Origin of the sequence: Microbacterium sp. NPDC057658 (genome assembly GCF_042799975.1) — a bacterium.
Lineage (GTDB): Bacteria > Actinomycetota > Actinomycetes > Actinomycetales > Microbacteriaceae > Microbacterium.
This window is the reverse complement of record NZ_JBHVHT010000003.1, coordinates 1-5106: the sequence shown is the minus strand read 5'-3', so window position 1 is coordinate 5106 and position 5106 is coordinate 1. Positions and strand designations below refer to the sequence as shown.

Sequence of the window (5106 nt, the reverse complement as noted above, 5' to 3'; positions counted from 1 at the left end):
GGGCTTAAATTCTCAGCTTCGCCTTGCGGCTAACCGGTCCTCTTAACCTTCCAGCACCGGGCAGGCGTCAGTCCGTATACATCGTCTTGCGACTTCGCACGGACCTGTGTTTTTAGTAAACAGTCGCTTCTCCCTGGTCTCTGCGGCCGTCCACGCTCCCACCGCGAGGGTGTTCACGCTTCGGGCCCCCCTTCTCCCGAAGTTACGGGGGCATTTTGCCGAGTTCCTTAACCACGATTCTCTCGATCGCCTTAGTATTCTCTACCTGACCACCTGAGTCGGTTTGGGGTACGGGCGGCTAGAACCTCGCGTCGAGGCTTTTCTTGGCAGCATAGGATCACCCAGTTCGCGCTTGTGCGCTCACCGTCAGCTCTCAGCCTGTATGTCTGGCGGATTTGCCTACCAGACGGCCTACGGCCTTGGACGTGGTCTACCATCGCCACGCCGGGCTACCTTCCTGCGTCACCCCTGTTAATACGCTTACCTACTACCGGTTCGGGTCCCGCGCGCCCCTGTCCGGTGGCCCCGAAGGGCCGGTGGACAGGTTTGGGCGGTCAGCATCACCGGGCTCGGTATGGGCGGTTCTTCGCCGGTAGGAGAATATCAACTCCTTGTCCATCGACTACGCCTGTCGGCCTCGCCTTAGGTCCCGACTTACCCAGGGCGGATTAACCTGGCCCTGGAACCCTTGGTCATTCGGCGGACGGGTTTCTCACCCGTCTTTCGCTACTCATGCCTGCATTCTCACTCGTGTGGGCTCCACCACTGGGTTCCCCCGCGGCTTCACTGCCCACACGACGCTCCCCTACCCACCTGCGCCTCTGGACCACGAAGGCCTGAGTTGAGCGCAGATGCCACGGCTTCGGCGGTGTACTTGAGCCCCGCTACATTGTCGGCGCGGAATCACTTGACCAGTGAGCTATTACGCACTCTTTCAAGGGTGGCTGCTTCTAAGCCAACCTCCTGGTTGTCTGTGCAACTCCACATCCTTTCCCACTTAGCACACGCTTAGGGGCCTTAGCCGGTGGTCTGGGCTGTTTCCCTCTCGACTACGGAGCTTATCCCCCGCAGTCTCACTGCCACGCTTCCACTTACCGGCATTCGGAGTTTGGCTGACGTCAGTAACCTTGTAGGGCCCATCGGCCATCCAGTAGCTCTACCTCCGGCAAGAAACACGTGACGCTGCACCTAAATGCATTTCGGGGAGAACCAGCTATCACGAAGTTTGATTGGCCTTTCACCCCTAACCACAGGTCATCCCCCAGGTTTTCAACCCTGGTGGGTTCGGTCCTCCACGCGGTCTTACCCGCGCTTCAACCTGCCCATGGCTAGATCACTTCGCTTCGGGTCTAGACCCAGCGACTATGGGCGCCCTGTTCGGACTCGCTTTCGCTACGGCTTCCCCACACGGGTTAACCTCGCCACTGAGCACTAACTCGCAGGCTCATTCTTCAAAAGGCACGCTGTCACCCCAACCAAGGAGGCTCCAACGGATTGTAGGCACACGGTTTCAGGTACTATTTCACTCCCCTCCCGGGGTACTTTTCACCTTTCCCTCACGGTACTGGTCCGCTATCGGTCACTAGGTAGTATTTAGGCTTAGCAAGTGGTCTTGCCAGATTCACACGAGATTTCTCGGGCCCCGTGCTACTTGGGATCCCCTTCGGGAGGCCGCACCATTTCGTCTACCGGACTCGCACCGTCTGTGGTCCGCCTTTCAATGCGGTTCGACTATGACACGACTTTCTGACTCCCCGGCGGACTGTCAGATCCACCAGAAGGGTCCCACAACCCCGAACACGCAACGCCTGACAGCTTTAACACGCGCCCGGTTTGGCCTCATCCGCTTTCGCTCGCCACTACTCACGGAATATCTCTTCCTGTCGGTACTGAGATGTTTCACTTCCCGACGTTCCCTCCACACACCCTATATATTCAGGTGCGGGTCACACGACATGACTCGTGCGGGGTTCCCCCATTCGGACACCCTCGGATCACAGCTCGTTTGCCAGCTCCCCGAGGCTTATCGCAGGCTACAACGTCCTTCTTCGGCTCCTAGTGCCAAGGCATCCACCCTGTGCCCTTAAAAACTTCAACAAAAACAACAAAACTGCAGAGAACCAAGAACCACACCCGAAGGTGTGTCTTGATCTTTACAAAGATGCTCGCGTCCACTGTGCAGTTCTCAAACAACCAACGACCCCGACCCCCACCAGGACCCGCCTACCACCCCCACCCCTCCACGAAGGAGGACCAAGGACAGCGGTTCGTGATCCGGAGACCGGCCCGTACCAGGCACCCCACCAACCGGTGGCCGGTGACCTGAGGACCCAACAGTGTGCTCGACAAGCCCCCCGACTCTCACCCGTGATGTTCCACCACCACCCCACCCGGCCCCGAAGGACCAGATGAGCCGGCAGGTACTGACACCAGCAAGACCAGAAGACTCTTTCGTCAATGTTCCACCCATGAGCAACCACCCACCACACGTGCGGCGATGGCGTGGCACCTGAACAACCCGCTCCGACCACAGGCCGGCGAACGAGCTGTTGGTAGCTCCTTAGAAAGGAGGTGATCCAGCCGCACCTTCCGGTACGGCTACCTTGTTACGACTTAGTCCCAATCGCCAGTCCCACCTTCGACCACTCCCCCCGCGAACGGTTGGGCCATGGGCTTCGGGTGTTACCGACTTTCGTGACTTGACGGGCGGTGTGTACAAGGCCCGGGAACGTATTCACCGCAGCGTTGCTGATCTGCGATTACTAGCGACTCCGACTTCATGGGGTCGAGTTGCAGACCCCAATCCGAACTGAGACCGGCTTTTTGGGATTCGCTCCACCTTACGGTATCGCAGCCCTTTGTACCGGCCATTGTAGCATGCGTGAAGCCCAAGACATAAGGGGCATGATGATTTGACGTCATCCCCACCTTCCTCCGAGTTGACCCCGGCAGTCTCCCATGAGTCCCCGGCATAACCCGCTGGCAACATGGGACGAGGGTTGCGCTCGTTGCGGGACTTAACCCAACATCTCACGACACGAGCTGACGACAACCATGCACCACCTGTGCACGAGTGTCCAAAGAGACCACCATCTCTGGTGGCTTCCCGTGCATGTCAAGCCTTGGTAAGGTTCTTCGCGTTGCATCGAATTAATCCGCATGCTCCGCCGCTTGTGCGGGCCCCCGTCAATTCCTTTGAGTTTTAGCCTTGCGGCCGTACTCCCCAGGCGGGGCACTTAATGCGTTTGCTGCGGCACGGAACTCGTGGAATGAGCCCCACACCTAGTGCCCAACGTTTACGGCATGGACTACCAGGGTATCTAATCCTGTTCGCTCCCCATGCTTTCGCTCCTCAGCGTCAGTTGCGGCCCAGAGACCTGCCTTCGCCATCGGTGTTCCTCCTGATATCTGCGCATTCCACCGCTACACCAGGAATTCCAGTCTCCCCTACCGCACTCTAGTCTGCCCGTACCCGATGCAAGCTCGAGGTTGAGCCTCGAGTTTTCACACCAGACGCGACAGACCGCCTACGAGCTCTTTACGCCCAATAATTCCGGACAACGCTTGCGCCCTACGTATTACCGCGGCTGCTGGCACGTAGTTAGCCGGCGCTTCTTCTGCAGGTACCGTCACTTGCGCTTCTTCCCTGCTGAAAGAGGTTTACAACCCGAAGGCCTTCATCCCTCACGCGGCGTCGCTGCATCAGGCTTTCGCCCATTGTGCAATATTCCCCACTGCTGCCTCCCGTAGGAGTCTGGGCCGTGTCTCAGTCCCAGTGTGGCCGGTCGCCCTCTCAGGCCGGCTACCCGTCGTCGCCTTGGTAGGCCATCACCCCACCAACAAGCTGATAGGCCGCGAGCCCATCCCTGACCGAAAAACTTTCCAACCACCCCCATGCGAAGGCGGCTCATATCCGGTATTAGCCCCGGTTTCCCGGAGTTATCCCGAAGTCAAGGGCAGGTTACTCACGTGTTACTCACCCGTTCGCCACTAATCCACCCAGCAAGCTGGGCATCATCGTTCGACTTGCATGTGTTAAGCACGCCGCCAGCGTTCGTCCTGAGCCAGGATCAAACTCTCCGTAAATGAACAACGCCCACCACCAAGCACAGCCCGGCAGTGAACAATCCATACGAAGCGAACCCCAACAGGGTCCACAAAACTGGCATCAACACGAAAGATGACATCATCTTCCGAAATCAACCAAAGGAATCCCAGACACAACCAACCACCCCACCCGACGGGCAGAAACGATCAGCCATGCCACAGGGACAAAAATTGGCATTGACTAACAAGCACACTGTTGAGTTCTCAAACAACCGACACACACCAACTCAGCACCACCCGACCGGGCAGAACCTCGCTTGGGGCAACCCTTCAACCTTACCAGTTCTTCCCCGGATCCTCAACCCCGGCTGTTCGCCGTGGTCCAGTCACCGTGGTCTTCCTCGTCGCGGGCAGGGACAATCCTACGCCATGCGGTGGAAGGGTTTCGACCCCGGGACCAGCCACCCTCGATCGTTCGAGGCGGTGTCTGTTCCTCCCTGTCGGGCCGACGTCCAGAACATTACGCGGCCCGTCGCGCCAGGGTCAAGCCAGGTCCGGGTGACCCGGCACACAGGCTGTCGGTCGTCCGCACGCGGTCCCGCCCCAGGTCGGGACGCCTCGGGCCTCCCCCGCGCGCCAGGCAGGGGCGCCACGGCAGGTCCCGGCCCGTCACGACGGCCGCGCGGCCCGCAGCACCACGCGGTCCCCCGGTCGGAGCTGAGCCGCCCGGTCGACGTCGTCGGCACGCAGCACCCCGACGACCGGGTATCCCCCGGTGACCGGTCGGTCCGCCAGGAAGACGACCGGTCGGCCGTCGGGCGGGACCTGCACCGCTCCGCGCACGAGCCCCTCGGAGGGCAGCTCGCCCGCACGGCGCGGGACCGCCTGCCCGTCCAGCCGGATCGCGACCCGGTCGCTGTCCGCGCTCACGGTCCGCAGAGCACGCAACGCCTGCCACGCGCCCGGGAGGAACCAGTCGGCGCGCGGCCCGGGAAGGACCTCGAGCACCGCGCCCGCCCGCTCACCGGGGCGCAGCTCCCCGGGCACATGACGCACGGG

Annotated in this window: 2 rRNA genes and 1 pseudogene; all 3 read right to left on the bottom strand. The window is 60.6% G+C overall.

What is annotated here, in order from left to right:
* Nucleotides 1–2097: ribosomal RNA gene (locus tag ACFU8V_RS16510) — 23S ribosomal RNA — on the bottom strand; the annotation flags it as partial.
* A gap of 467 nt (nt 2098–2564) precedes the next feature.
* A 16S ribosomal RNA gene (locus ACFU8V_RS16505) occupies nt 2565–4086 on the bottom strand.
* A 630-nt stretch (nt 4087–4716) separates the two neighbouring features.
* Nucleotides 4717–5106: pseudogene (locus ACFU8V_RS16500) on the bottom strand (allophanate hydrolase subunit 2 family protein); the annotation flags it as partial.